General features: G+C 64.4%; 30 protein-coding genes and 1 pseudogene. 14 read left to right on the top strand and 17 right to left on the bottom strand.

Annotated features, from left to right (window positions below):
- Positions 1-20: 20 nt before the first annotated feature.
- The 5 genes from AC1ROB_RS02650 (at position 21) to AC1ROB_RS02670 (ending at position 4,017) form a co-directional block, all read left to right on the top strand.
- On the top strand, positions 21-1,247 hold the full coding sequence (locus AC1ROB_RS02650) for a multidrug effflux MFS transporter (protein WP_492972301.1): 1,227 nt from the start codon (positions 21-23) through the stop codon (positions 1,245-1,247).
- Positions 1,248-1,279: 32 nt separating this feature from the next.
- Complete coding sequence (xth, locus tag AC1ROB_RS02655) at positions 1,280-2,113, top strand: exodeoxyribonuclease III (RefSeq protein ID WP_492972300.1); 834 nt, start codon at positions 1,280-1,282, stop codon at positions 2,111-2,113.
- Positions 2,114-2,346: 233 nt separating this feature from the next.
- Entirely contained in the window at positions 2,347-2,862 is a 516-nt protein-coding gene (locus AC1ROB_RS02660) for a sigma-70 family RNA polymerase sigma factor (protein ID WP_492972299.1), read from the top strand.
- Positions 2,863-2,941: 79 nt separating this feature from the next.
- The gene (locus AC1ROB_RS02665; protein WP_492972298.1) at positions 2,942-3,541 is read left to right on the top strand and encodes a PA14 domain-containing protein; all 600 of its coding nucleotides are present in this window, start codon (positions 2,942-2,944) and stop codon (positions 3,539-3,541) included.
- Positions 3,542-3,681: 140 nt separating this feature from the next.
- Positions 3,682-4,017 (top strand): con-10 family general stress protein, encoded by a 336-nt coding sequence (locus AC1ROB_RS02670; protein ID WP_492972297.1) that lies wholly within the window; start codon positions 3,682-3,684, stop codon positions 4,015-4,017.
- Here the strand turns inward: AC1ROB_RS02670 and AC1ROB_RS02675 are convergent.
- The 6 genes from AC1ROB_RS02675 to msrB form a co-directional block, all read right to left on the bottom strand.
- Positions 4,014-4,757 (bottom strand): proteasome-type protease, encoded by a 744-nt coding sequence (locus AC1ROB_RS02675; RefSeq protein ID WP_492972295.1) that lies wholly within the window; start codon positions 4,755-4,757, stop codon positions 4,014-4,016. The two genes, AC1ROB_RS02670 and AC1ROB_RS02675, sit on opposite strands and share 4 nt — an antisense overlap.
- Before the next feature lie 108 nt (positions 4,758-4,865).
- Positions 4,866-5,051 (bottom strand): hypothetical protein, encoded by a 186-nt coding sequence (locus AC1ROB_RS02680; RefSeq protein WP_492972294.1) that lies wholly within the window; start codon positions 5,049-5,051, stop codon positions 4,866-4,868.
- A gap of 40 nt (positions 5,052-5,091) precedes the next feature.
- Complete coding sequence (locus tag AC1ROB_RS02685; protein ID WP_492972293.1) at positions 5,092-6,039, bottom strand: alpha-E domain-containing protein; 948 nt, start codon at positions 6,037-6,039, stop codon at positions 5,092-5,094.
- A gap of 3 nt (positions 6,040-6,042) precedes the next feature.
- Positions 6,043-7,533: a circularly permuted type 2 ATP-grasp protein gene (locus tag AC1ROB_RS02690; protein WP_492972292.1), complete on the bottom strand. Its 1,491-nt coding sequence runs from the start codon at positions 7,531-7,533 to the stop codon at positions 6,043-6,045.
- 206 nt (positions 7,534-7,739) lie between these two features.
- Positions 7,740-9,044 (bottom strand): ammonium transporter, encoded by a 1,305-nt coding sequence (locus AC1ROB_RS02695; RefSeq protein WP_492972826.1) that lies wholly within the window; start codon positions 9,042-9,044, stop codon positions 7,740-7,742.
- A 458-nt stretch (positions 9,045-9,502) separates the two neighbouring features.
- On the bottom strand, positions 9,503-9,892 hold the full coding sequence (gene msrB / locus AC1ROB_RS02700; protein WP_492972291.1) for a peptide-methionine (R)-S-oxide reductase MsrB: 390 nt from the start codon (positions 9,890-9,892) through the stop codon (positions 9,503-9,505).
- A 124-nt stretch (positions 9,893-10,016) separates the two neighbouring features.
- Between msrB and AC1ROB_RS02705 the strand changes: the two genes are divergently transcribed.
- Positions 10,017-10,502 carry a P-loop nucleotide/nucleoside kinase family protein gene (locus tag AC1ROB_RS02705; protein ID WP_492972290.1) on the top strand — a complete coding sequence of 162 codons (486 nt, stop codon included), beginning with the start codon at positions 10,017-10,019 and terminating at the stop codon, positions 10,500-10,502.
- On the opposite strand, the gene AC1ROB_RS02710 is transcribed toward AC1ROB_RS02705, so the two are convergent.
- The 6 genes from AC1ROB_RS02710 to AC1ROB_RS02735 all read right to left on the bottom strand — a co-directional run bounded on the left by AC1ROB_RS02710 (position 10,499) and on the right by AC1ROB_RS02735 (position 16,085).
- Entirely contained in the window at positions 10,499-11,431 is a 933-nt protein-coding gene (locus AC1ROB_RS02710; protein WP_492972289.1) for a ParB/RepB/Spo0J family partition protein, read from the bottom strand. The two genes, AC1ROB_RS02705 and AC1ROB_RS02710, sit on opposite strands and share 4 nt — an antisense overlap.
- Positions 11,432-11,453: 22 nt before the next feature.
- The gene (locus AC1ROB_RS02715) at positions 11,454-12,281 is read right to left on the bottom strand and encodes a ParA family protein (RefSeq protein WP_492972825.1); all 828 of its coding nucleotides are present in this window, start codon (positions 12,279-12,281) and stop codon (positions 11,454-11,456) included.
- Between the two features lie 68 nt (positions 12,282-12,349).
- Positions 12,350-12,982, bottom strand: coding sequence for a 16S rRNA (guanine(527)-N(7))-methyltransferase RsmG (gene rsmG / locus AC1ROB_RS02720; RefSeq protein ID WP_492972288.1), 633 nt, complete (start codon positions 12,980-12,982; stop codon positions 12,350-12,352).
- Positions 12,983-13,037: 55 nt separating this feature from the next.
- Entirely contained in the window at positions 13,038-13,478 is a 441-nt protein-coding gene (locus tag AC1ROB_RS02725; protein WP_492972287.1) for a VOC family protein, read from the bottom strand.
- Between the two features lie 123 nt (positions 13,479-13,601).
- Positions 13,602-15,491 (bottom strand): tRNA uridine-5-carboxymethylaminomethyl(34) synthesis enzyme MnmG, encoded by a 1,890-nt coding sequence (mnmG, locus tag AC1ROB_RS02730; protein ID WP_492972286.1) that lies wholly within the window; start codon positions 15,489-15,491, stop codon positions 13,602-13,604.
- A gap of 174 nt (positions 15,492-15,665) precedes the next feature.
- Positions 15,666-16,085, bottom strand: a complete 420-nt coding sequence (locus tag AC1ROB_RS02735; protein WP_492972285.1) for a DUF4149 domain-containing protein — start codon at positions 16,083-16,085, stop codon at positions 15,666-15,668.
- Between the two features lie 119 nt (positions 16,086-16,204).
- Here AC1ROB_RS02735 and AC1ROB_RS02740 point away from each other — a divergent pair, with 119 nt between their 5' ends.
- From AC1ROB_RS02740 to AC1ROB_RS02760, 5 genes are all read left to right on the top strand, one after another.
- Positions 16,205-17,002 carry an MOSC domain-containing protein gene (locus tag AC1ROB_RS02740; RefSeq protein ID WP_492972284.1) on the top strand — a complete coding sequence of 266 codons (798 nt, stop codon included), beginning with the start codon at positions 16,205-16,207 and terminating at the stop codon, positions 17,000-17,002.
- A gap of 19 nt (positions 17,003-17,021) precedes the next feature.
- Positions 17,022-17,294: a DUF3303 domain-containing protein gene (locus AC1ROB_RS02745; protein WP_492972283.1), complete on the top strand. Its 273-nt coding sequence runs from the start codon at positions 17,022-17,024 to the stop codon at positions 17,292-17,294.
- On the top strand, positions 17,294-18,079 hold the full coding sequence (locus tag AC1ROB_RS02750; RefSeq protein WP_492972282.1) for an alpha/beta fold hydrolase: 786 nt from the start codon (positions 17,294-17,296) through the stop codon (positions 18,077-18,079). Before AC1ROB_RS02745 ends, AC1ROB_RS02750 begins: the two co-directional genes overlap by 1 nt.
- Positions 18,080-18,144: 65 nt before the next feature.
- Complete coding sequence (locus AC1ROB_RS02755; RefSeq protein WP_492972281.1) at positions 18,145-18,393, top strand: hypothetical protein; 249 nt, start codon at positions 18,145-18,147, stop codon at positions 18,391-18,393.
- 163 nt (positions 18,394-18,556) lie between these two features.
- The gene (locus tag AC1ROB_RS02760; RefSeq protein ID WP_492972280.1) at positions 18,557-18,979 is read left to right on the top strand and encodes a PepSY domain-containing protein; all 423 of its coding nucleotides are present in this window, start codon (positions 18,557-18,559) and stop codon (positions 18,977-18,979) included.
- A gap of 10 nt (positions 18,980-18,989) precedes the next feature.
- Here the strand turns inward: AC1ROB_RS02760 and AC1ROB_RS02765 are convergent, their stop codons facing one another.
- On the bottom strand, positions 18,990-19,574 hold the full coding sequence (locus tag AC1ROB_RS02765; RefSeq protein ID WP_492972279.1) for a GNAT family N-acetyltransferase: 585 nt from the start codon (positions 19,572-19,574) through the stop codon (positions 18,990-18,992).
- Positions 19,575-19,610: 36 nt separating this feature from the next.
- On the opposite strand from AC1ROB_RS02765, the pseudogene AC1ROB_RS02770 reads away from it, so the two are divergent.
- Positions 19,611-19,697: pseudogene (locus AC1ROB_RS02770) on the top strand (hypothetical protein); the annotation flags it as partial.
- Between the two features lie 20 nt (positions 19,698-19,717).
- On the top strand, positions 19,718-20,653 hold the full coding sequence (locus AC1ROB_RS02775) for a hypothetical protein (RefSeq protein WP_492972833.1): 936 nt from the start codon (positions 19,718-19,720) through the stop codon (positions 20,651-20,653).
- Positions 20,654-20,700: 47 nt separating this feature from the next.
- On the opposite strand, the gene mnmE is transcribed toward AC1ROB_RS02775, so the two are convergent.
- The 4 genes from mnmE to AC1ROB_RS02795 are packed head-to-tail and all read right to left on the bottom strand — an operon-like array spanning position 20,701 to position 23,023.
- Positions 20,701-22,044: a tRNA uridine-5-carboxymethylaminomethyl(34) synthesis GTPase MnmE gene (gene mnmE, locus AC1ROB_RS02780; RefSeq protein WP_492972278.1), complete on the bottom strand. Its 1,344-nt coding sequence runs from the start codon at positions 22,042-22,044 to the stop codon at positions 20,701-20,703.
- A 5-nt stretch (positions 22,045-22,049) separates the two neighbouring features.
- Positions 22,050-22,364 carry a hypothetical protein gene (locus AC1ROB_RS02785; RefSeq protein WP_492972276.1) on the bottom strand — a complete coding sequence of 105 codons (315 nt, stop codon included), beginning with the start codon at positions 22,362-22,364 and terminating at the stop codon, positions 22,050-22,052.
- A 5-nt stretch (positions 22,365-22,369) separates the two neighbouring features.
- The gene (locus tag AC1ROB_RS02790) at positions 22,370-22,747 is read right to left on the bottom strand and encodes a (2Fe-2S) ferredoxin domain-containing protein (RefSeq protein WP_492972275.1); all 378 of its coding nucleotides are present in this window, start codon (positions 22,745-22,747) and stop codon (positions 22,370-22,372) included.
- A 9-nt stretch (positions 22,748-22,756) separates the two neighbouring features.
- Entirely contained in the window at positions 22,757-23,023 is a 267-nt protein-coding gene (locus tag AC1ROB_RS02795; protein ID WP_492972274.1) for a DUF6489 family protein, read from the bottom strand.
- Between the two features lie 59 nt (positions 23,024-23,082).
- Here AC1ROB_RS02795 and AC1ROB_RS02800 point away from each other — a divergent pair, with 59 nt between their 5' ends.
- Positions 23,083-25,155, top strand: a complete 2,073-nt coding sequence (locus AC1ROB_RS02800) for a thioredoxin domain-containing protein (protein ID WP_492972273.1) — start codon at positions 23,083-23,085, stop codon at positions 25,153-25,155.
- Positions 25,156-25,220 lie beyond the last annotated feature (65 nt).

Genomic DNA, 25,220 nt, shown 5'->3' on the forward strand with positions numbered 1-25,220 from the left:
GCAGAACAGAGATTTTCCATATGACCCAGATCCCCAAGCCGCGCGCCGGCGGCGCCGGCATCCTGCGCAACGCCGTGGTGCTGGGCCTGCTCACCGCCATCGGCCCGTTTGCCATCGACATGTATCTGCCGGCGCTGCCCTCCATCGGTGCCAGCCTGAATGCCGGTGCCGATGCCGTGCTGATGAGCCTGACGGCGTTTTTCATCACCTTCGCCCTTGGCCAGCTGATCTTCGGGCCGATTTCCGACCTGCTGGGCCGGCGGCCGCCGCTGTATTTCGGCGTCATCCTGTTCATCGTCGCCAGCATCGGCTGCGCGCTGGCCGACACGGTCGAGACGCTGATCGCCTTTCGCCTGCTTCAGGGTCTGGGCGGTGCGGCCGGCATCGTCATTCCGCGCGCCGTGGTGCGCGACATGCACAGCGGCGTCGAGGAAGCGAAACTGCTCGGCCTGCTGATGCTGGTGTTCAGCGTGTCGCCGCTGCTGGCGCCGCTGTTCGGCAGCGTCATCATCGAGGCGCTGGGCTGGCGCAATGTCTTCTGGTTCGTCACCGGCATCGCCGTGCTGGCGGGCCTGCTGGGCTTTTTCCTGGTGCCCGAGACGCGTTCGTCCGAACAGCGCCGGCAGAGCAATCTCGCCAGCATGCTGGCCAGCTGCCGCCAGCTGCTGACTGACCGCACCTTCATGGGCCTGTCGCTGGCCACCAGCTTCGCCATTTCGGCCTTTTTCGTCTTCCTGGCCAATGCCCCCTTCGTGATGATGGGCGAATACGGCCTGTCGCCCAGCGGCTTCAGCCTGACCTTCTCGGCGAATGCCGCGGCCTTCTTCTTCGCCGCGCAGTTCTGCGGCTGGCTCGGTGCGCGCTATGGCCTGCCGCGGCTGATCATGCCCTCGATCTTCGGCTTCACCCTGGCGATGCTGGCCGTCTTCGCGCTGCAGGCGGCGGGAATCCATAGCCTGGCGCTGATGATGGCAGTGCTGCTGCTCGGCTATGCCTGTCTCGGCATCCTGCTGCCCACGGCCTCGGTGCTGGCGCTGGAAGCCTATGGCGAGGCGGCCGGCATGGCCTCGTCGCTGATGGCGACCACGCAGCTGGCGATCGGCGCCGTGGTGATCGGCGTCAGCGGCAAGCTGATCGGCGGCACCGCGCTGGCGATGACCGCCGGCATTGCCGGCTGCGCCCTGGCCACGCTGGTCGTGGCCCTGCTGACCCTGCGCGGCGCGCCAGAACGGGCGCCGGCCGAGTAGCCGGCGGCCGCGGATTGGGCTAAAAATTCCCCATGAGCAAGAAGCCCACGAAGACCGCCGCCGGCCCGATCAAACTCGCCACCTGGAATATCAACTCGGTGCGCGCCCGCCTCGACCTGATGGGCGCCTTCCTGTCGCAGCATGACCCCGACATCCTGTGCCTACAGGAAACCAAGGTGCGCGACGACGAGTTTCCCCATGAGCTGTTCGTGCAGCGCGGCTATATCCATCGCCTGATCCACGGCCAGCCCGGCTATAACGGCGTGGCGATCTTCGCCAAGGCGGCAATCACGCTGAAGGAAAAACTGAACCTGGCCGGCCGCGACGACCGCCGCCATATCGCCGCCGAACTCAGCGACGGCACCATCCTGCATAACTATTACGTGCCTGCGGGCGGCGATATTCCGGACCCGGTCGCCAACGACAAGTTCGCCCACAAGCTGGCGGTGCTGGAAGGCATGACCAAATGGTCGGCCGCGCTGAAGAAAAAGGGCGGCAAGGAAATCCTGGTCGGCGACCTGAATATCGCGCCGCTGGAAACCGATGTGTGGTCGCACAAGCAGCTGCTGAAAATCGTCAGCCATACGCCCATCGAAACCGAGGGCATGCTGAAGATGCAGGCGGCGCGCGGCTGGATCGACGCGGTGCGCCATTTCGTGCCGCCGAGCGAAAAGCTGTATTCCTGGTGGAGCTACCGCTCGGCCAATTGGGAGGCCGCCGACAAAGGCCGCCGGCTGGACCATGTCTGGGTCAGCCCGCAGTTGCAGGACCGTTTGAGGGGCGCTGCAGTCGTAAAGGCGATGCGCGGCATGGAGAAGGCCTCCGACCACGCGCCGATCATCATTACCCTTGACCTCGGCAAATAAAGCGCGGTTTTCTGGAAACGGTCGCAGGGCTGTGACCGTTTCCGCAGGCGCTCCACCCTGCGGAACTCACGGCAAGCGCAGCAGTTGTGATTTGGCCTGCCGGCGCCGCATCGCGCGGGCCGAGGGGCATCACGCCGCGCCATAACCATGCCACCCATGCAGCCGGAGCGCTGTTCCGGCCGCAGCAGGATTATGGACGCTATTTTTGCGATTCCAGTTCCGGGGCCTTGCCGATGTCCAACGCCAAGACCACAGCCGCCAGCAAAAACGATTCGCGCTTCCGCACGGCGTTCCTGCGGGAAATTCCACTGCTGCAGCGGCGTGCCCGCGTCCTCAGCCGCAACCGCAGCCTGGCGGAAGACCTGACCCAGGAGGCGCTGACCAAGGCCTGGGCGCGGCGCGACAGTTTCACGCCGGGCACCAATCTGCGGGCCTGGCTGCATGTCATCCTGCGCAACGTCTATTTCAATCACCTGCGCAGCCGCAAACGCGAGGTGGCGGATTCCGAAGGCGTCTTCGCCGAGCAGGTGCCTGTGCCGCCCGCCCAGCAGAGCAAACTGGAGCTGAAGGAAGTGACCGGGCTGATGCGCAACCTGGCGCCGCGCCACCGCGAAGCGCTGATCCTGGTGGTGGGCGAGGGCAAATCCTACAAGCAGGTGGCCCGGCGCTGGCGCTGCAATATCGGCACGGTGAAAAGCCGGCTCGCCCGTGCCCGGCAGTCGATGACCGCCATGCTGGAGCGCGGCTGATCGGCCGAACCAACCCGAACGTGACTTGTGGGGCAGCCCCGGGGCTTGCTAGGCTCACCTCCATAAAAGCGGGGGACCCATGCGCATTTCACTGAAAATTCTCGGTCTGGCTCTGACGCTGGGCCTGGCGGCCTGCGCCGGCGGCCAGCAACAGGGGCCGGTTGCCCCGCCCAAGCCGGTGATGCCGCAGCCCGCCGCCACCGATCTCAATCCCGGCCTGAAGCCGCTGTATTTCATCGGCGAGCTTGAGCATGTGAACAACATGCCGCGCAACGAGGCCGAGCTGGCCCGCGGCCGGGCAGGCCCACCGATCCTGACGCTCAATATCCTGCAGGGCACCGGTGTGATGTGGGATTCGCAGCGCGCGGAGAATTACTCGATCCATATGACCGGCCTGATCCAGATGGAAGCCGGCATCTACCGTTTCGCCGCGCTGTCCAATGACGGCGTTCGGGTCACCATCGACAAGACCCGCGTGGTGGATGACCCCTATGTGCATGCCACCCAGATGAGCCCGACCACCGAAGTGCATATCAGCCAGCAGGGCTGGTATCCGATCACCGTGCAGTATTTCCAGAAACGCGGCACCACCGCGCTGCGCCTGATGTGGCAGCCGCCGGGTGCCGGCGGCCTGATGGAAGTGCCGGCGGCGGCCTACGCCCACATTCCCGGCAAGTGACGACAAAAAGCCCGGCTTGCCGGGCTTTTTAATTGCGCCGGCGCTGTCGTTTTTTCGGAACAGTCCCGCTTTCCCTGTGTTGATCCATGACGGTGCCGTCACGCGCCGCTGTGTCATGCGTCAGTACAAGGAGATGCGGAATGTCGGACTTCAATCCGGAGAAGGACTACAAGGCACCCTCTGAAGCCAAGCCGAAGGCCCTGCGCGGTTTCGCCGCCATGGATGCCGAGCGCCAGCGCGCCATCGCCTCTAAGGGCGGCCAGAGCGTGCCGGATTCCAAACGCAGCTTCTCGCAGAACCGCACCTTGGCGGCCCAGGCCGGACGCAAAGGCGGACAGGAAAGCGGCGGCAACTTCAAGAACGATCCGGCCCGCGCCGCAGCGGCCGGCCGCAAAGGCGGTTCCGAAAGCGGCGGCAATTTCGCCAATGACCGGGCGCGCGCGGCGGAAGCCGGCCGCAAGGGCGGCCTCAATTAGGGGCCGACAGACCAGTCGGGGTCGGGGATGGTTAGAAAGACCTTGCGCAGGCCTTCGCCCCACAGGCCGCGGATGCTGGCGAAATAGGGTTCCTGCTCGGTGATGCGTTTGCGCAGGGCGAATTTCAGGGCGTCCTTCGGCAGGATGGCGAGATCGAGCGGCAGACCCACCGAGATGTTGGAACGCAGCGTGGAATCCATTGAGACGAGCGCGCATTTCGCCGCCTGCACCAGCGGCGTTTCCGGCGTGATCACGCGATCGAGGATCGGCTTGCCGTATTTGATCTCGCCGATCTGCAGGAAGGGCGTATCGGCCGTGGCGCGGATGAAATTGCCGGCATAGTAGAGCATGTACAGCTCATGCGGCTTCGATCCGATCTGGCCGCCGAGCAACATGGAGAGGTTGGGCTCGACACCCTGTTCCTTGAGACTTTCGCCATCGCGGCGGGCGACTTCGCGGATCGCGGTGCCGACCATGCCGGCGGCCTCGAACATGCTGGTGGCCTGCAGCAGGTCGCAGGGCTTGCCGTCTTCATCGGCGAAGCCTTCCTTTAGCAGGGCGACGACGGACTGGCTGAGCGACAGGTTGCCCGCCGTCATCAGTACCAGGGCGCGGTCGCCCGGCTGTTCCCAGGTGTGCATCTTGCCGAAGGTGGAGATGGAATCGACGCCGGCATTGGTGCGGCTGTCGGACAGCATCACGATGCCGTCCCGCAGCTGGAGGCCGACGCAATAAGTCATTGTTTCCTACCCATCCCCAGACGATAACCGGCCCGCATCAAAGCAAGCTGGCCCAGCCTCGGTCAAGGGAAGGGGTGGGTCAAGCTATACAGGCGGTAATACCGAATCTTACCAGAGACCGAACCAGACGCCCCAGCCATGGATCACCCCGATGGGAAAGAACAGCGCCCCGGCGATCAGGAAGCCCCATTCCTGCTGCGTGAAGCAGGTGTAGAGGTGCTGCAGCCAGCCGGCAAAGCTGAGCCCGGCCACAATCACTGTGGCGATAAGGAACCGCTTGAAAAATGCGAGCATGAATGCCCTCCGATCCCAGTCCTAACGACGGGCGGGGCGATCAGTTCGGCTGCATGAAATCGCGGGCAATCGCCGCGCCCAGCTCGATATTGGTATCGATCAGGTTGGTCAGGTATTCGTGCAGGCCACGGGTGAAAATGCTGTCGATATCGTCGTAGCGCAGCTTCAGCAGCATGCTTTCGGCCAAGCGCACCGACGGGTAGTCGCGGCGGTAGCTTTCGCGCAGATACTGCAGGATCGAAACGATCTCGGAGAAGCAGGCATGCAGTGAGCGTGGGAAATCCTCGCGCAGCACCAGCAGCTCGGCCACCTTCAGCGGCCGGATCGAGTCACGATAGATCTGGCGATAGATGCGGAAGGCCGAGACCGAGCGCAGCAGCGCGCCCCACTGGTAATAATCGACCGCGCCGCCGATATCGCCGGGCGAGGGCAGCAGCACGTGATACTTCACGTCCAGAATACGTGCGGTGGAATCGGCGCGCTCCAGCAGCGTGCCGAGCCGCATGAAACGATAGGCATCGTCGCGCTGCATGGTGCCTTCGGCGACGCCACGGAACAGCTGGCTGCGCTCGCGCACCCAGTCGAAGAACGGCGAAAAGCCGTCGGCCTCCACCTTGTTCATGCTGAGCGTGCGCATCTCCAGCCAGGCGGCGTTGATGCTTTCCCAGGCCTCGCTGGTGATCTGCGCGCGCATGGCGCGGGAATTTTCTCGGCCCGCCTTGAGGCAGGCATGGATCGAGGACGGGTTGTCCGGCGCGAAGGCCAGGAAATCGATCACCGCGCGCCGCGTCGGCGGGCCGCCATGCAGGGCGAAGGACTTGTCGCAGCCGGCGATGATAAGTGCCGCTTCCCATTCGTCGTTGCGGGTGCCGCCATGAGTCGACTGCATGCTCATGCGATGGGCCACGCCGAGAATGCGCGCCATCGCCTCGGCGCGTTCGATATAGCGAGTCATCCAGTAGAGATTATCGGCGGCGCGGCTGAGCATCGGTCAGTCCTCGCCCTCGGTGATATCGGGCGCGTCTTCCAGCACCCAGGTATCCTTGGTGCCGCCGCCTTGGCTGGAATTCACCACCAGCGAGCCTTCGCGCAGGGCCACGCGGGTCAGACCGCCGGGCACCACCCGCATGGTTTCGCCTGACAGCACGAAGGGCCGCAGATCGACATGGCGCGGCGCGATTCCGCTTTCCACAAAGGTCGGACAGGTGCTGAGCGCCAGCGTTGGCTGGGCGATATAGACTTCTGGCTTGGCGATGATCTTGGCGCGAAACGCCTCAATCTCGGCGGCGCTGGATTTCGGACCGACCAGCATGCCGTAGCCGCCGGAGCCATGCACTTCCTTGACCACCAGTTCGGCCAGATGCTCGAGCGTGTATTTCAGGTCGTCGGGCCGGCGCAGCACATAGGTCGGCACATTGGCCAGCAGCGGCTCTTCGCCGAGGTAGAAGCGCACCATATCCGGCACGTAAGGATAGATCGACTTGTCGTCGGCGACGCCGGTGCCCACCGCATTGGACAATGTCACGTTCCCGGCTTTATAGGCCGAGAAGATGCCGGGCACGCCGATCATCGAATCCTTGCGGAAGACTTTCGGATCGAGGAAGTCGTCATCCAGGCGGCGATAGATCACATCGACGCGCTTCAGGCCGCCGACGGTGCGCATGTAAACGATCTCGTCCTTCACCACGAGATCGCCGCCCTCGACCAGTTCGATGCCCATCTGCTCGGCCAGGAAGACATGCTCGAAATAAGCCGAGTTGAACACGCCCGGCGTCAGCAGGGCGACGGTGGGCTCGTCCTCGCAGTTCGGCGGCGCGCTCTCGCGCAGGGTCTGCAGCAATGCATCGGGATAATGGCCGACCGGCGCCACCCGCACGGCGGCGAACAGGTCGGGGAAGAGGCGCATCATCGCCTCGCGGTTCTCCAGCATGTAGGAGACGCCCGATGGCGTGCGACAGTTGTCTTCCAGCACATAGAACTGGTCTTCGGCCGTGCGCACCACATCGATGCCGGCGATATGGGTATAGGTCTGGCGCGCGATCTTCACGTCGCGCATGTGATTCACGTAAGCCGCGTTCTTGAGGATCAGATCTTCCGGGATGGTGCCGGCACGCAGGATTTCGCGCTTGTGATAGATGTCATCCAGAAACGCGTTGAGGGCGCGCACGCGCTGCTTCAGGCCGCGGCGCAGACGGCGCCATTCCTTGGCGGCGATGATGCGCGGCACGATATCGAAGGGGATCAGGCGTTCGGTGTCGCCGCCCTCGCCATAGACCGCGAAGGTGATGCCGAGGCGGCGGAACAGCAGATCGGCTTCCTGGCGGCGCCGCGCCAGCATGTCGCCGGGGGCTGCATCGAGCCAGCGCTTGTAATCCTGGTAGGGCGCACGGACACCGGCGGATTGCCCCTGCGACTGGCCGGACGAGGATTGCGCCTGCGTCTGGCCTCCGGGGCCGGTATCCATCTCGTCGAAAGCGGTCAAGGGATCAGATCTCCGCGACGAGAACGAACGGAAAGAACTTCCGTTCGATTAAATCGGAAAACGGGCGGAGAGAAAAGCGGCTTGCGCGGTCGGGACCCAGAAAGCGGCGACTGATGACCACGCGGCCGCAACCCCACCAACAACAGAGAAGAAGCAACCCGGGCCGGCGGGTGGGAAGGCCGGCCCGGGTCTCTTCGCGTTGCCTGTTACTGCACCGTCTCGCCGTGCAGGTTCAGGTCGAGACCATCGCGCTCGGTGGCCTCGTCGACGCGCAGACCGATGGTCCAGTCGATGATCTTCAGGATGATCAGGGTCACAACCGCCGTGAAGACGATGGTGATCAGAACACCGTAGATCTGGGTCAGGACCTGACCGCCGTTGCCGTCGAGCAGGCCGAGCGGGGCATCCTTGCCGGCGATCGCCGCCTTGGCGAACACACCGGTCAGGACCGCACCGACGATGCCGCCGATGCCATGGACGCCGAAGGCATCCAGGCTGTCGTCATAGCCGAGCGCGTTCTTCACCGTGGTGGCGGCGATGAAGCAGATGATACCGGCAACGATGCCGATGATCAGCGCGCCCATCGGATCGACGAAACCGGCAGCCGGGGTAATGGCAACCAGGCCGGCGACCGCACCGGAGACAATGCCGAGCACGCTCGGCTTGCCGCGGGCGAGCCATTCCGAGAACATCCAGGCCAGCGCGGCAGCCGCCGTGGCGATCTGGGTGACAGCCATGGCCATGCCGGCATTGACGTTAGCGCCAGCGGCCGAGCCGGCGTTGAAGCCGAACCAGCCGACCCAGAGCAGACCGGCGCCGATGATCGACAGCGTCAGGTTATGCGGTGCATGGCTGACCTTGCCGTAACCCTGGCGCTTGCCAAGGACCAGCGCGGCGACAAGACCGGCCACACCGGCGTTGATATGCACCACGGTGCCGCCGGCGAAGTCGAGCACGCCCATCTCGCCCATCAGACCGCCGCCCCAGACCATGTGGGCAACCGGCGCATAGACGAAGATCAGCCACAGGCCGATGAACCACAGCATCGCCGAGAACTTCATGCGATCGGCAAAGGCGCCGGTGATCAGGGCCGGGGTGATGATGGCGAAGGTCAGCTGGAAGGTCATGAAGACCGATTCCGGAATGGTCTTGGCCAAGGCGTTCACGCTGTCGATGGCGAGGCCCGACAGGAACAGGTTGGAGAAGCCGCCGATGATGGCGTTGCCTTCCGAGAAGGCCAGGCTGTAGCCGACGATCATCCACAGGATGGTGACCAGGCAGGTGATGGCGAAGCTCTGCATCATGATGCTGAGCACATTCTGCTTGCGCACCATGCCGCCGTAGAAGAGGGCGAGGCCCGGGATGGTCATCATCAGGACCAGCGCGGTCGAGGTGAGCATCCAGGCGGTGTCGCCGGTATCCAGCTTCGGCGCTTCAGCCGCGGCATCCTGGGCGAAGCTGGCGCCGGGAAGCAGGGCGAAGAGCATGGCCAGAACCAGGCCGAAAAGCATGTAAACGGACCAGCTGAGCTGCCGCTGGTCGGCTGCCGAAACAGTCGGCATCGAGACGGTGGGGAGTTGCATGACGGTTTAATCCTCCTGTCAGTGAAGGCCGCGCCAGTTTCCAGTCCGGTTCCGGGAGAGACCCCGATGCCCGGCAGACCTTATCCGGTTCCCCCCAATGAGAATCCCGGCGGCCCACACCCCTGGCGCATACCTCAGGCAGAAGGATTACAAGAAGCGTGCCAGTGGGTTGCACTGCGGCAAACAGGGTGGAAAGCCGGATTCCGTCACGGAAGTCCGGGCATTCTACAGCCTGGGCGCGTCTGGCGTGATGAAAAAATAAGCCGTTGCCGCTTTTTTGGTGTTTTTTTGAGCGCTAAAACAGCCTGATTATGCGGCGATCCGGGGGTCCGCCAGCCCCGCCGGGGCGGAAAACCGGCCCGAGCTGAAGACCGGGCCGGCCTCGATCAGGCCTTGTCGGTAGGATCGAAGCTGAGTGCCACGCCGTTGATGCAGTAGCGCAGGCCGGTCGGCTGCGGCCCGTCCTCGAAGACATGGCCGAGATGGCCCTGGCAGCTGGCGCAATGCACCTCGATGCGCCGCATGCCATGGCTGGTGTCGACGCTGGCCTTCACATTCTCGGCCACCGGGGCGTAGAAGCTGGGCCAGCCGCTGCCGCTGTCGTATTTGGTCTCGGACTTGAACACCTCGGTGCCGCAGCCGGCGCAGAAGTATTTGCCCGGGCGCTTTTCGCGATTGAGCGGGCTGGTGCCGGCACGCTCGGTGCCGTGATTGCGCAGCACATGCTCGGCTTCGGGTGAGAGCGGCTTGGTGGGGACGGTCTTGGTGTCGGTCATGGCATTCTCCGTAGCCCAAGATTTAGCGCACTGTGCCGAGGCTTCAACCGTCATGCCATTGCCAATCTTGTGAAGTAAGCTGGGCCAATCTTGTGAAGTAGGCTGGCTGCATCATGGAGGCGCAATGCTGATCGTTCTCGGCGGCCTGCCGGGCAGCGGCAAAACCACGCTGGCCCGGGCGCTGGCGCAGCATCTGCGCGCCGTGCATCTGCGTATCGACAGTATCGAGCAGGCGCTGCGCGCGGCCGGCCATGGTGAGATCGGCACAGAGGGTTATGGCATCGCCCAGCGTCTGGCCGCCGACAACCTGCGGCTCGGCCTGATCGTGATCGCGGACTGCGTCAATCCGGTTGCGGCCAGCCGCGCCGGCTGGCGCGCGACCGCCGCCGAGGCCGCGGCGCGGATCGTCGAAATCGAGGTGATCTGTTCCGATGCAGCCGAGCATCGCCGCCGCATCGAAAGCCGCGCCGCCGATATTCCCAGCCATGTCCTGCCGGACTGGCAGCGGGTCATGACGCTGGATTACGAACCGTGGCGCAATGCCATCGTGATCGACACGGCGGACAAATCGACGGCGGAGATTGTGGCTAGCGTGCTGACGCGGCTTTAGCGCCGGCTCAGCTTCTTCGCCAGGTCGTCGAGCTGTTCGAGCGTCTGGTAATGTAGCACCAGCCGGCCGGCTTCCGCGTTGCCCGGTTCGCCCTCGATCTCGACACGCAATCCTAAAGCAGATGTCAGGCCGCGCTCGAAGGCCAGCGTGTCGGCATCCTTCTTCGCGGCAGCCTCTGCGGGCGGCTTCTTCGCGGCCGGCGGACGGCCGCCCTTCTTGGCGGCGGCCGGCGTGCCGACCTCGCGGCCGACGGCCACAAGCTTTTCCACCTGGCGCACGGTGAGCTGACCCTCGACGATGCGCTGGGCCAGCTCGGCCGCCAGCGCATGGCCGATCAGCGGCCGGGCTTGGCCGGCCGAGAGCCGGCCGTCGATAATCATCTGCACGACCGCCTTGGGCAGCTGGCGCAGGCGCACGATATTGGCGACATGGCTGCGGCTCTTGCCGATCACCTGGGCGATCTGGTCCTGGCTGTAGCCGAACTCGTCGGCCAGCTGCAGGAAGGCGCCCGCCTCTTCCATGGCGTTCAGGTCTTCGCGCTGCAGGTTTTCGATCAGGCCGATCTCGACCGCGTCGCGGTCGGAGATGTCCTTGATCACCACCGGCACGGCATGCAGCTTGGCGATCTGCGAGGCGCGCCAGCGGCGCTCGCCGGCGATGATCTCGTAGCCCTGCCCGTCCTTGGCGCGGCGCACCAGCAGCGGCTGCAGGATGCCCTTGGCCTTGATCGACTGCGCCAGTTCCTCCAGCGCCTCCTTGGGGAAGGACTTGCGCGGCTGATACGGATTGGGCTTGAGCTGTTCGATCGGCACTTCTCTGACGCCGCCGGCCGCGCTGCGCGCAGCCGCGGCTTCGGAGCCCGGCGCCGGTTCGCCCATCAGGGCGGCAAGACCGCGGCCCAGGCCACGTCGTTTCGGATCGTCGATCATCGTTACGCTTTCACTCTTCTAATCACTCGGCCGCATCGCGCAAAGCCTGCTCGCGTTTGATCACCTCGCGCGCCAGCGCCATATAAGCGGTGCTGCCCGGTGCGCGGTGATCGTAGATCAGCGCCGGCACGCCATGACTGGGCGCTTCCGAGATGCGCACATTGCGCGGGATCACGGTGTCGTAGACCTTGTCGCCGAGGAAGCCGCGCACGTCCGCCGCCACCTGGTCCGAGAGATTGTTGCGCTTGTCGAACATGGTCAGCACCACGCCCTGCACATCGAGAGTCGGATTGAGCGTGTTGCGCACGCGCTCGACCGTGCGCAGCAGCTGGCTCAGGCCTTCCAGCGCGAAGAACTCGCATTGCAGCGGCACCAGCACCGCATCGGCGCCGACCATCGCATTGACGGTCAGCAGGGTCAGCGAGGGCGGGCAGTCGATCAGCACATGATCGAAGCCGGCGAGCCGGCCCTCGATGGCATGCTTGAGCCGATGGGTGCGATGTTCGAGATCCATCATCTCCAGTTCGGCGCCGGCCAGCTCCACATTCGCCGGCACGATGGAGAGATTGGGCACCTTGGTGGGGCGGATGGTCTCTTCCAGCTGGGCCGCGCCCATCAGCAATTCGTAGGTGCCGAAGTCGCGCTCGTCATGGGTGAGGCCGAGGCCGGTGGAGGCGTTGCCCTGCGGATCAGAGTCGATCAGCAGCACGCGTTCGCCCACGGCGGCCAGAGCGGTCGCCAAGTTGATCGCCGTTGTGGTCTTGCCCACACCGCCCTTCTGGTTGGCGATGGCCAGCACGCGGGCCTGACGGCCAACGGCGGCAGAGGACTGTGCCTCGTCCCCGCCCAGTTCGGCGTTCAGCGTATCGTCGTCGCCCCAGCCCGGGGTTTCCGACTCATGTTCCTGTTTCGTACTGGTCACGCCGGGTCCGGGGTTGTAAAGCGGATGATCCGCGCCTCAGCCTCGGTGCGGCTGGGCAGCAGATCGGAAGCGCCGAGTGTCCAATATCGCCGGGCCTCGGTCAATTCATCCCCGGCCTGCCGGCCCTTCAGGAACAGGTAGGTGGTGTCGGCGCCGGCCAGCGGACGGGCCAAGTCGATCAGGTCCTTCAGCGGCGCCAGGGCGCGGGCCGAGATCACCTCTGGTGCGCCGCCCATGGCGGCGTGCAGGACTGCGGGATCGACCGCTTCGATGCGTTTCACGTGAACGGTGGCGGCCACGCCCATGGCATGGGCGGTCTCGCGCAGGAAAGCCGATTTGCGCTGGTCGCTTTCCACCAGATGCACGGATGCCACGCCGAAGGCGGCGATCACCAGGCCGGGAAAGCCGCCGCCCGAACCGATATCGAGCCAGCGCGTGGCGCCGGCCGGGGCAAGGTCGAAAAGCTGGGCGGAATCGAGGAAATGCCGCTGCCACAGGTCAGGCAGCGTCTTTGGCGCCACCAGGTTGATGGCTTTCTGCCACTTCTCCAGCCGCTCGGCATAGATGCGCAGGCGCGCCAGCACGGCGTCGCTGCAACGGGTGGCTTGCTGGAAGTCTTCAGGGCCCATGGGGCCGCGTTATGACCGATGCCGCGCGGCTTGTCAGCTTTCCCGTGAAACCCGTCTACTTCCACGGATCGTAGGTGCCAAACGACCAGATATGGCCTTCGGGATCGCGGCAGGTATAGCCACGCCCACCGTAACTCTCGTCCTTGATGTCGATCAGGATCACGGCGCCGGCCGCCGTGGCGCGGGCGTGATGCAGGTCGGCATCGGGGACGACCACGTAGATCGTGGTGGTTTCCCGTCCCCCGATCTCATCGGGCTGCACCATATGTTTGGAGAATGGCGTATCGATCACCGAGCTGAGCATGATCATCTCGTCGCCATAACAAAGCTGGGCATGGCCGACCCGACCCTGATCGTCGGTATGGACGGAATGCTTTTCAAAGCCGAAGGCGGTTTCCAGCCAATCGATCATCGCCGGGGCGTCGCGATAACGCAGAACCGGCACGATCTGGCCGGTATGTTCGGCGGGGCGACCGCTCACAGGGAGTCCCGACATGCAGCTTCCTCCGCGCAGTATTCCTGGGGCCGCAAGTCTAGCCTGCGCCAAAAGACAACGCATGAAAAAGGGGGATGTTTCACGTGAAACATCCCCCTTGGCCGTTAAATCATTGAAAAATCACTACTCGGCAGCTTCAATCCCGGTCCGCCGGGCCTTTTTCACATGGCCGAGCAGCGCCGACAGTGCCGCCGGCGTCACCCCGGAGATCCGCGCCGCCCGGCCCAGCGTGGCCGGGCGGTGCTGCTTCAGCTTGGCGCGGACCTCATTCGACAGCCCGCCGACGGCGTCATAGTCGAGGCTGTCGGGCAGGATCAGGCTCTCGTCTTTGCGGAAGGCAAGGATATCGGCCTCCTGGCGCTCCATATAGCCGGCATAGCGCCCGTCAATCTCGAGCTGCTCGACGATCTCCGGCTCCAGGCCGGCCAACTCGGGCCAGACGGCGGTCAGGCGCTCGACGGTCATGTCCGGATAGCCCAGCAGCGTGGCGGCCGAGCGCGACTGGCCATCCTGGTTGATGCTCAAGCCCCGTTTGGCCAGTTCCGGCGGCGTCATTTTCAAGCTCTGGACCAGTTCGCGCGCCGAAAAAAGCCTGTTTTCCTTGGCTTTCCAGACTGTTTCACGGGAAACATCGACGCAGCCCAGCGCAATCCCAAGCGGCGTCAGACGCTGATCCGCATTGTCGGCGCGCAGGCTCAGGCGATATTCGGCGCGGCTGGTGAACATGCGATAGGGCTCGGCGGTACCCAGATTCACCAGGTCGTCGATCATCACGCCGATATAGGCGTCGGCCCGGTTTAACGTGAAACCGCCCTCGTCGCCTTTTGGGCCCCCGCCAGCAGAAATGGCGGCATTCAGCCCGGCCATGAGGCCCTGGGCGGCGGCTTCCTCGTATCCGGTGGTGCCGTTGATCTGGCCGGCCAGATACAGACCCTTCTGGCGCTTGGTCTCCAGCGTGGGCTTCAGCTCGCGCGGATCGACGTAATCGTATTCGATGGCGTAGCCGGGCCGCAGCATGACGGCGTTTTCCAGCCCCTGGATGCTTTTCAGCAGGCCCAGTTGCACGTCTTTCGGCAGCGAGGTGGAAATACCGTTCGGATAGACGGTGTCGTCATCCAGGCCTTCCGGCTCCAGGAAGATCTGGTGGCGGTCGCGCTGGCCGAAACGCACCACCTTGTCCTCGATGGATGGGCAGTAGCGCGGCCCGGTGCCTTCGATCTGGCCGGAATACATCGGCGCGCGATGCAGGTTGGCGCGGATCAGGTCGTGGCCGGCCTGCGATGTGTAGGTCACGCCGCATTCGATCTGCGGCGTGGTGATCTCACGCGTCATAAAGCTGAAGGGCACCGGCGGATCGTCGCCCTTCTGCATCTCCAGCGCTGACCAGTCGATGGTCTTGCCATCAAGGCGCGGCGGCGTGCCGGTCTTCAGGCGACCGAGCGAAAACCCGCATGCTTCAAGGGTTTTCGAGAGGCCGAGGGATGGCGCCTCGCCGACACGGCCGGCCGGAATCTTCTCTTCGCCGATATGAATGAGACCGCGCAAAAACGTGCCGGTGGTGAGCACGACCTTTGGCGCCGCGATGAAAGTGCCATCGCCGCAGATCACGCCGCACACTTCACCGGCTTCAATGCGGATGTCTTCGGCCGCAGCCGCGCGGATGGTGAGATTGGGCTGCGCGAAAAGCAGCGCCTGCATAGCCTGGCGATAGAGCTTGCGATCGGCCTGCGTCCGCGGGCCGCGCACGGCCGGACCCTTCGAACGGTTGAGCAGGCGGAACTGGATGCCGGCGGCATCGGCAACGCGGCCCATCACGCCGTCCAGCGCATCGATCTCGCGCACCAGATGGCCTTTCGCAAGTCCACCGATCGCTGGATTGCAGGACATCTCGCCAATGGTCTCAAGCTTGTGGGTGAGCAGCAGCGTGCGCGCGCCCAGCCGCGCCGAAGCGCTGGCGGCTTCGCAGCCGGCATGGCCGCCGCCGATCACGATGACATCGTACCTGTCCTGCATGGGCGCGGGTTTTACGCACAGGCAGAGGGGCCGTCAAAGGGAATCGATGTTTCACGGGAAACCCAACCATGGCTCTGCCTATGAGGCAGCCCGTTTCACGTGAAACCCCCCGCCAAAGTCATATGTTTATGATTTGTTCGATAGATATTGGGGCAGACAGCCTATCCCGACGCCTTAAAGAACGAAGATGGACAAAACCGTCGCGACTGCGGCGAGCTGCGTCATGTTGATGACCACGCTGAGGCGATGCAGGGTCTTGAACTGCCCGGCGGCTTTTTCATTGCCTGCGTCTTTCGCGACCCGCAGGGCATCGAGCCGCGGAATAACCAGCTGCCGCGTCAGCACGGCGCCGGCCGCCACCAGCGCCATGATGGCGGCAGGGATCGGGCGTCCGGAGACCGCCAGCGTCAGCGCCGCCACACCGCCGCTGACCATGATGATCAGGTAGTAGAGCGGAAACAGCGCGCGCACGAAGGCCGATGCCACGGCGGCTTCGAGCTTGATGAAAATCATCGGCGTCAGCGCGAAGGAGAAGAAGGCCATGGTCCCGAGCAGGAGCGCGGTGGCGTAGAGCGCGATTGCGTGCAGCAGCATGGCCCGGTCCGTCCTTGTGGCATCACATTGCGTTTCAGTCTGTTGCAGTCTTGCAGGATGACAATCGTGGTGGCAATTCCGCCGTTGACGGGATTCGCGGCCTTGGCCATAGAAGGCGCATGACTCAGGATCAGACTGCTTCCCTTCTCTCCATCGTCCGCTTTCCCGTCAAAGGCCTGACGCCGCAGAAGCTCGATGCGGCCCAGCTCACGCCCGACCAGCCGATTGCCGGCGACCGGCGTTTCGCACTGGCCCATGGCAGCTCGGCCTTCGACGCCGCCGCGCCTGCGTTTCAGAAGAAAGCGCATTTCCTCACCTGGATCCGCAACCCGCCACTGGCAGCACTCGACTGCAGCTTCGATCCGACCGGCAGCAAGATCAGCATCGCCAAGGATGGCAAGGTACTGGTCCGCGATGCCGACCTCACCTCGCCGCTGAGCCGCCAGGATGTCGAGCGCGTGGTGCTGGCGCATATCGGCAACGACGCCACACGCGGCAGCGTGCGCGTCGCCGAAGCGCCGGGCGCCTGGTTCGCCGATGTGCCCGATCCCTATATCTCGATCCAGAATACCGCCACCCTGCTCGATCTCGGCCGCAAGCTCGGTCAGCCCGGCGGCAGCACTGGGCCGCTCGACTATCGCCGCCTGCGCGGCAACCTGCTGGTCGACGGTTTCCCGGCCTGGGCCGAGATGAAGTGGGTGGGATCGAAAATCCAGATCGGCGAGACGGTGCTGGCGGTCGAGGCCGTCATCGGCCGCTGCGCCGCCACCCATGTGAACCCCGATACCGGCGTGTCGGATACCGATCTGGTCGGCCTGCTGAACCGCGATTACGGTCATAACAAATGCGGCGTCTATGCCCGCGTGGTCGAGGGCGGCACCATCCGCCCGGGCGACCGCGTCGGCCGGATCTTCTAAAGGCGGCGGGAGCGCGGCGATGCAGTTCATGGTGATCGAGCGGTTCCGCAACCAGGATGCCAGAGCCGTCTATCGCCGCTTCCGCGACCAGGGCCGCCTGATGCCGGATGGCGTCAGCTTCGTGTCGAGCTGGGTCAGCGCCGATCTCGACCGCTGTTTCCAGATCATGGAGACCGATGACATCACGCTCTTGCAGCGCTGGTGCGCCGCCTGGTCCGACCTCGTCGAGTTCGAGATCGTGCCGGTGACGCCGGGCAAGGATACGGCGGCGGCGCTCGCGGACCAGCTTTGATGGGCCGGCGCGGTTTCCTCACGCGCGCCGGCGTGACGCTCTCCTATGTCGACTTCGGCGGACCGGCTGCGCAGACGCTGGTCTGCCTGCATGGCCGCAGCGGCTGCGCCCGCAATTTCGCGACCGTCGCCCAAAGCCTGCGCCCCGACTGGCGCGTGGTGGCGCAGGACCTGCGCGGCCATGGCTGGAGCGACCATGCGGATGACCGCAGCCGCGCCGCCTTCATCGACGACGCCATCGCGCTGATCGAAACCCTCGCCTGCGGGCTGGTCATGCTGCTCGGCCATTCCTTTGGCGGCGTCACCGCCTATCAGATGGCCGCACAGCGCCCCGACCTGGTGCGCGGGCTGATCGTCGAGGATATCGGCTGCCGCTTCGGCCCGCCGGTGGATGGCGAATCCTGGCCGCTGCGCTGGGAGACGCTCGACCAGTTCCTCGCCTTCATGCAGACCACGCCCATCGGCATCGACCGCTTCCTGCTCGACAGCCTGGTCGAATACGAGGACGGCTGGGGCTTCCGCTTTTCCGATGCCTGGTTCGTGGCAGCCCGCGCGGCGCTCACCGGCGACTGGAGCGCTGACTTCGCCGCCGTGCGCTGTCCCGTGCTGCTGATGCATGGCACCAAGAGCTGGGCGGTGACGCGCGAAGAGATCGAGCGCATGGCCGCACTCAATCCGCGCTGCGAGATCGCGCTGTTCGAGGGCGCCGGCCATGTGCCGCATGACGAACGCGCCGCTGAATTTACGCAGATTTTACGCGGCTTTCTGACACGTCATGCGACGTAATGCCACTTGCTTGCGACGCGTGACAGGCGCAGGCTCCGCGCAGGTTTCGCAACGAGGCTGTCGCCATGATCACCCGCCGCCAGATGCTGTTTGCCTCCGCCGGTCTCGCCGCTGCCGGCGCCGGCGCCACGGTCCTCGCGCCCCAGGCCGCGCTCGCCTGCGAGGCGGTCCATGCCGCCGCCGCCACGAAATACAGTCGGCTGTCGCGCGGCGTCGCACTGGCCGGTGAAAACGTGCTGAGCAGCCTGCGCGACATGGCCTGCCCCTGCTGCGGCGAGCCGCTGGTGCTGTTCGGCGGCAAAATCGCCCTTTAAGAGCCGCCCGCCGGCCGCAGCGGCCATGCTGCGGCTGCGAGAACGCCGAATCCGTCGAATCGCCTCCGGGTTGCCCGACTGACGCCACATTCCGGGTATGGGTTGGGGTCAACTAGAGACCCCAAATGGGGCGACAGCTTGGGATTGACCCGGAGTGCTCGCCATGAACAACCTCGCCACCCTGCTCCTGCTCGGAGCCTTGGGAACCACCGCCGTCCCCGCCCATGCCATCGAGCCGGTGGCCCAGCCGCCCGGCAGCAGCAGCGGACCCGTCTATACGCAGAGCCAGAACATCACCAGCCCGGCGCCGGCAACGCGCAGCCAGAGCAATGTCACGGCCGATCCGGCCGCCCAGGTGGAACCGCCGGGCGGCCCGCCGGCCGGCGCACTGTCGCTCTCGCAGATCATCGCCCAGATCGAGAGCCGGCCCGACTGCGCCTATATCAAGGATATCGATTGGGAGGATGGCCGTTACGAGGTGGTCTATCGCACCCGCGACGGCCGCGACCGCGACCTCAAGATCGATCCGCGCACCGGCCGTCCACTGGAAGGCAGCCTGCCGGTGCCGCAATGGCCCAAGGGCTGAACGCCTTGCTCTAGGCCAGCGCGGTTCCTGAGGGTTCGCCCGTACCGCGCGGCCACTCGCTGCGCAGCAATGCGAACAGGTCGCTGTCGCGCCAGCGTCCGCGCACCAGGAAATTCTGCTGCAGCCGGCCTTCCTGGCGGAAGCCCAGTTTACGCAGCACCGCATGGCTGCGGTCATTCTCCACATCGGCCAGCGCCGTGATGCGATGCAGGCCCAGTTCGGCAAAGCCGAAGCGCAAAGCCGCCTGCATGGCTTCCGAGGCATAGCCCTTGCCGCGCATGCTGCCGTCAAACGAAAAGCCGATATTGCCCTGGCGGTGTTCGCCGGCAGCGATGCTCAGCCGCACCATGCCGATGGCGCGCTGCATCTGCTTCTCTTCCACCGCGAACAGCCAGTCGCGACCCGACGGCGCAGCCGCCTCTTCGACGCGGGCGGCGACAAAGCGCGTCACCAGCTCGGGCGTCAGCGCCGGGCCGGGCAGGAATGTCCAGAACTCCTCCTTCACGGCGAAGACCTGGAAGGCGGTCTCATCCTCGGGCCGGAAGGCGCGCAGGGTCAGGCGCTGGGTTTTCAGGGTGGGATAGGCGTCGGGCATGGCATTACGCTACTCATTTCCGACATACAGGGCTAGGTGGGACGCCAAATCCGACGCCCCCTCCCGATAAAAATCCCTGAGACAGAGCGGAATATCGCCAATAAGATCAGCCATGGGGGATTCACAGCTGCTTTCTTACTACAATGTCTAAAAGCAATTGGCGTAAGCACCTTACGCTTGGGGGGTCAGCCGCAACCGCTTTCGCGGTTTTTATCGTTGCGCCTTTGCTATTACTGGAACGACCCAAGGGCGGTTCGGAAAAACAGAAACAAAATAACGAATGGTATGGTGACAAGGACGCCGCCAATGATTCTCTGCGCTGGCTCCGTACCGTCAATAAGTTTGGACAGCCCGAAACAGCCGCCCAAAAGAGCGAAGACGGGAAGCAAAATAGCGAGCAATACACCACTGCTTTCGATTTGAGAGCCCAGTGGGTAACTGCGCTCGCTGCCCGCGATATGGTTTTCCTTACCCTTTTCCAAATCCTTATCGGCACTTCGGGTTTGATTGGCCTGGGACTGACGGTTCGATATGCCAGAAAAGCCGCCGTAGCTGCCGAGGAATCTGCAGTGCATGCTAGAGTGCAGGCCGACATAATCCATAAAGAGTTTATCGCCACCCACCGCCCGAAACTGATCGTGCGACAAGCTTTGGCCCCAATCACTGACCCACTGGAAAACACGATTGTTGTTCAATACACGATTACTAATATTGGCGATTCCGAAGCGTGGATAACCAATAGCCATATCGGCATACAGTTTGTGAATAAGGTAGGCTATCCGAATTTTCGTCTGACTCCTGAAAGGGAATTCCCGGACGCACCCGCGCATATAGGGCGGATATTGCCCGGCGAAACTGTCAACTGCGTTTACAAAGACGCCACCCATCGTTGGGACAAAGATCACCGTCTTCAGTGGGCTCATGATTTTGGCGTTTTCTTTGTCGGTCATATTGCCTATCTCGATGCACCCGGCAGCAGCATTAAAAGGCAAATGGCGTTCCGCCGAAAATACGATATTCATTCCCAGCGATTCGTGAGAATTGCAGACGCCCCACCCGAAGACGAGTATCAGGATTAACCACCTCACAGCTTTAGCCCGGAGGTGCGCTTGCTACATAATGCCGCCTACTTCCCGATACAAAAATCGCGGAAGATCACATCCAGCAAATCTTCCACATCGATCCGGCCGGTGATGCGGCCGAGCGCACGCGCCGCCAGCCGCACGTCTTCCGCCGCCAGTTCAGCGCTGGAATTGTTGCGCGCATTGCCGATCAGAAACCGGTCCAGCGCGGCCAGGCAATCCATCAGCGCCTCGCGGTGACGGGCGCGGGTCAGCGTCGCATTGCCGGTGAGGCCGATGCGCGCGGTGACTTCGCTTTCCAGGATCGCCAGCAGGGCTTCCATGCCCAGATTGCCGCGCACCGAAACCGGCAGCACCGGCCGGCCATTGATTTCCCAACCCGCAGCGACACTGGCCGCATCGGCCTTGTTGGCGATCACGATGGCATCTGAATCGATCAGCGCCGCGGTCTCCTTCGGCACAGATGTGTCGGTGGCGTCCAGCACCACGAGTTTGAGATCGGCGGCCTCGGCGCGTTTCAGGGCGCGGGTGACGCCTTCGCTTTCGATCGCATCGGCGGTCTCGCGCAGGCCGGCGGTATCGGCCAGCACCACGGGATAACCGCCCAGATCCAGATGCACCTCGATCACGTCGCGCGTGGTGCCGGGAATATCCGAGACGATGGCGGCCTCGCGTTTGGCCAGTGCATTCAGCAGCGACGACTTGCCCACATTGGGCGCGCCCAGGATCGCCACCATCAGACCATCGCGCAGGCGCTCGCCGCGTTGGCGGTCATCCAGATGGGCGGCGATCTCGGCGCGCAGGCGCGCCAGCTGCGGCTTCACCTCCGCCGCCACGCCTTCGGGCAGGTCTTCGTCGGGGAAATCGATATCGGCTTCCAGATGCGCCAGTGCGCGCACCAGCTGGTTGCGCCAGCCTTCATACAGATCGCCAAGCGCGCCCTGCATCTGCCGCAACGCCTGCCGGCGCTGGGCTTCGGTCTCCGCATTGATCAGGTCGCCGAGGCCTTCGGCGGATGTCAGGTCGAGCTTGCCATGCTCAAACGCCCGGCGGCTGAACTCGCCCGGCTCGGCCAGGCGCAGGCCGGGCAGCGCCGCCAGCGCGGCAAAGATGGCGCCGAGCACGGCGCGGCCGCCATGCACCTGCAGCTCGGCCACATCCTCGCCGGTGAAGCTGTGCGGCGCCGGAAACCACAGCACCATGCCCTCGTCCAGCAGCGTGCCGTCGGCGTCTTTCAGTTTGCGTAAACTGGCCGCGCGCGGGCGCGGCAACTGCCCGCCAGTAAAGGCCAGCAGCGTATCGGCGGCCTGCGGTCCGCTCAGGCGGATCACCGCCACACCGGCGCGGCCGGGCGCAGACGACAGCGCGTAGATGGTCTCGGGAGGCATGATCGTCACCCACCCAAACCGGCAATCGAGGCCGGATCGATCCGATACGACAGCCCCCGCCGCCGGAAATAGCCGTCAAGATTGGTCTGAATAGCCGCCAGCTCGGCGGGCGTTATCTGCTGCATCTCATCCGGCGGAAGCCACCGGTTCAGATACACACACTGATCAATGCCGTCTGCCCCCGGATAGACCTCTATCTCCATGCGCCGCCCATCCGACCGCGCGTATTCCATGGATTCCTTGGTCGTCGGCCGAAGGTGAGAGCCATCCGGGAATTGTTCCCGGCTTGACCGGAGAAGTCCGATCAAGGCCTTCAGCATGTCCCTCACTTCTTCTTCGCGGAATGATCCGGGCCGTCTTCCGGTTTCAGCAGCAGGCGCTGCACCCGGCCGCCCTGTTTCACATGCACGTCCAGAATCTCGTCGATATCGGCAAAGGTCTCGGCCCGGTACCAGACCCCGTCGGGATAGATCACCAGCGTCGGCCCCAGTTCGCAGCGCTCCAGGCAGCCGGCATTGTTGACGCGCACACCCTGTTCCAGGCCGAGCCCCATCTCCTTGGCGCGGGTCTTCATGTAGTTGCGCAGCTTCTCGCCGCCCTTGCGGGCGCAGGACCCGCGCGGATGGTTTTCCGGCCGCTCGTTGGTGCAGACGAAGATATGGGCCTGGTAGAAATCGGCCGGATCGCCGGGCAGACGGGTCATGGCGGCGACCTACTTCTTCTTGTCCGCGCTGGTGCCGCCCCCGCCCAGCGGGTTCTGGAACTGGCTGAAAAAGAATTTCTGCATCTGCTCGAAATTCTGCACCCCCATCGGGCCCCAGGTCTTGAGCAGCACCTCGGGATCCATGGATTTCAGGGAATTCAGCATGCGCTCCTGCATCTGGGCCATCACGGCCTCCTGGATGGGCTGCACATCGGGCAGGCCGAGAAAGGCACGGGCCTCTTCCGGCGTGCAATCAACATTGACAGTGACCTTCATCGCTGCACCATACTGCTGGATGGAAATGCCTAAATTGAGAAGCAGGACAAATACCTAGCATGGCCACCGACCCGTTGTCAGGGATCAAGAGCGATATGGCGCGCAACAATCTGGACAAGGCCGCCTCGCCCTATCTGCAGCAGCATCGCGACAACCCCGTGCACTGGCAGATCTGGGGCCCCGAGGCGCTGGCCGCCGCCCAGGCCGCCGACAAGCCGATCCTGCTCAGCATCGGCTATGCCGCCTGCCACTGGTGCCATGTCATGGCCCATGAAAGCTTTGAAAACCCCGAGATCGCCGGGGTGATGAACCGGCTGTTCGTCAACATCAAGGTCGACCGCGAGGAACGGCCCGATATCGACACGCTCTACATGAATGCCCTGCAGGTGCTGGGCGAGCAGGGCGGCTGGCCGCTGACCATGTTCCTGACGCCCAAGGGCGAGCCCTTCTGGGGCGGCACATACTTCCCGCCCGAGCCGCGCTTCGGTCGTCCCGGCTTTGTCGAGGTGCTGAACAAGATCTCCGAGGCCTATCACGAAAAACGCGACGCCATCGCCCAGAACACCAAGATGCTGGTCGGCGCGCTGCGCAACATGGCCAAGCCGCAAAGCCGCGACCGCCTGCCCTTGAGTAACGAGGTACTCGACCAGGTGGTGGGACAGGTGCTCGGCCATGTCGACCCCGAACAGGGCGGCATCGGCTCAGCGCCGAAATTCCCGCAGACCGGCCTGTTCGATCTCTTGTGGCGCGGCTACCTGCGCACCGGCATCGCCGATTATTCCGTTGCCGTGGTCAACACCATCACCCGCATGGCCCAGGGCGGCATCTACGATCATCTCGGCGGCGGCTTCGCGCGCTACTCCACCGATGCTGAATGGTTGGCACCGCATTTCGAGAAGATGCTCTACGACAACGCGCAGCTTCTGTCTCACATGGCCATGGTGGAAGCCGAGACTAACGATCCGATGCTGCGCCAGCGCATCGAGGAAACCGTCGGCTGGCTCTTACGGGAAATGATTGCCGAGGGCGGCGCCTTTGCCGCCACCCAGGATGCGGATTCGGAAGGCGAGGAAGGCAAGTTCTACGTCTGGCATATGGGCGAGATCGAGACGGTGCTCGGCCCCTATGCCGGCGAGTTCTGTGCCGCCTATGACGTGACCGAGGACGGCAACTGGGAACATAAGACCATCCTGCGCCGCTCGCTGGAGCCCGACCTGAAGGACGAGGCAAGCGAGAAAAAACTGAAGACCGCCCGTGAAAAGCTCTTTGCCGCGCGCGAGACGCGCATCAAGCCGGGCTGGGACGACAAGGTGCTGGCCGACTGGAACGGCCTGATGATCGCAAGCCTGGCCACGCTGTCACGCCAGTATGCCAGGCCCGAATGGCTGGCGGCGGCCGAACGTGCTTACGGCTTCATCGCCTCCACCATGGCCTTCGGCGAGCATCGTCTTGGCCACAGCTGGCGCACCGACATCCTGGTCGCGCCGGGCCTGCTGGACGATTACGCCAACATGATGAGCGCAGCGCTCAGCCTGTTCGAGGCGACCGGCAATCCGGATTACCTGGCGCAGGCCAGGCGCTGGGCCGAGGTGGTCGAGAGCGACTATAGCGACAGCGTCAACGGCGGCTATTTCCTCACCTCGAAGGATGCCGAAGACCTGATCGCGCGCACGCGCCATGCGGCCGACAATGCCACGCCGGCCGGCAACGGCACGCTGCTCGGCGTGTTTGCGCGGCTGTGGTACCTGACCGGTGAACTGGTCTGGCGCGAGCGGGCGCAGATGCTGATGGATGCCTTCTCGCCCGATGTGGGCCGCAACTTCTTCCCGATGGGCAGCTTCCTCAACAACGCCGACTTCTTCGGCAATGCCGTGCAGGTGGCGATCATCGGCAAACGCGGCGATGCGGCGACGGAAGCGCTGGTCGATGCGGCCTATCGCGTCTCGGTGCCCAACCGCGTGGTGATGGTGACGGCGCCCGATGCGACGCTGCCCGAAACCCATCCGGCCACCGGCAAGACGCAGATCGATGGCAAGCCGACGGCCTATGTCTGTCTCGGCCCGACCTGCGGCCTGCCGGTCACGACGCCGGCGGAACTGGCCGCCTCGCTGAAGGCGACCAGGGCAGTGTAAGCCTCATATCGTCGCTCCCACCGCACTGGATCCCCGCTTTCGCGGGGATGACGAAAGAGATGGTG

This window comes from Ferrovibrio sp. GW821-FHT12F09 (genome assembly GCF_058806775.1).